Annotated in this window: 1 pseudogene; it reads left to right on the top strand. The window is 54.5% G+C overall.

The features are described 5' to 3' along the window. Positions 1–417: pseudogene (locus tag P7F28_RS10125) on the top strand (chromosome partitioning protein ParB); the annotation flags it as partial. Positions 418–653 lie beyond the last annotated feature (236 nt).

Below are 653 nucleotides of genomic sequence, written 5' to 3'. Positions count from 1 at the left end.
TCCGAGTCGCTGATCTCCTACATCTTGACATTCGACAACCTGCCGGCTGCAGTGCTGTCAGCGTGCGCCGAGCGCCCCTCCCTACTTGGTTCGCGCGCAGCATCTTTGCTCGCCAATCTGGCCAAGCAGGGTCGTTCAGAACAGGTTGTTCGAGCGGTGCAGAAGTTGGTGGCAGGCGAGATCGATCAGAGTCAAGCAGTCAAACTCGCGGCGGTCGACACCAAGGCGAAAGCGGTTACACCGACGCCGGTCAGCTTGAAGGTCAAGCGAGGCAAGTCCGTTTTCTGTGAAATGCGGCGAGCGAAGAACGTAATGCGACTGCAGTTCAAGTCAGAAGAAGACGCAGAGCGCATCCAAGCACGGATTCAGCTGCTTCTTGAGGCCGAAGCAGCCGAGTTGCAGGCTTCAGAAAAATAAAATCCTTTTAAATCAATGACTTCACAGTGTGAAGGTTTGAGCATGAGCTAAGAATGCTGAAAAACAAAAGCCTTCGGCGCCAACCGAAGGCTTTCGTGGGCTTGACTCTCCAGTCGCACCCGTCACACTCCCGGCGCCAAACCGGTAGCGGACCACTCAAGACCCGAGTGTAACGGATAGCGACAGGCAGTCAAGCAACTTCAATCCATTTTTGAGAAATGGACCGCTCGACATGT

This window comes from Caballeronia sp. BR00000012568055 (genome assembly GCF_029439455.1).
Classification (GTDB): Bacteria; Pseudomonadota; Gammaproteobacteria; order Burkholderiales; family Burkholderiaceae; genus Caballeronia.
Note: the sequence above shows the minus strand (reverse complement) of the source record. Positions and strands in the feature narration are given on the sequence as shown.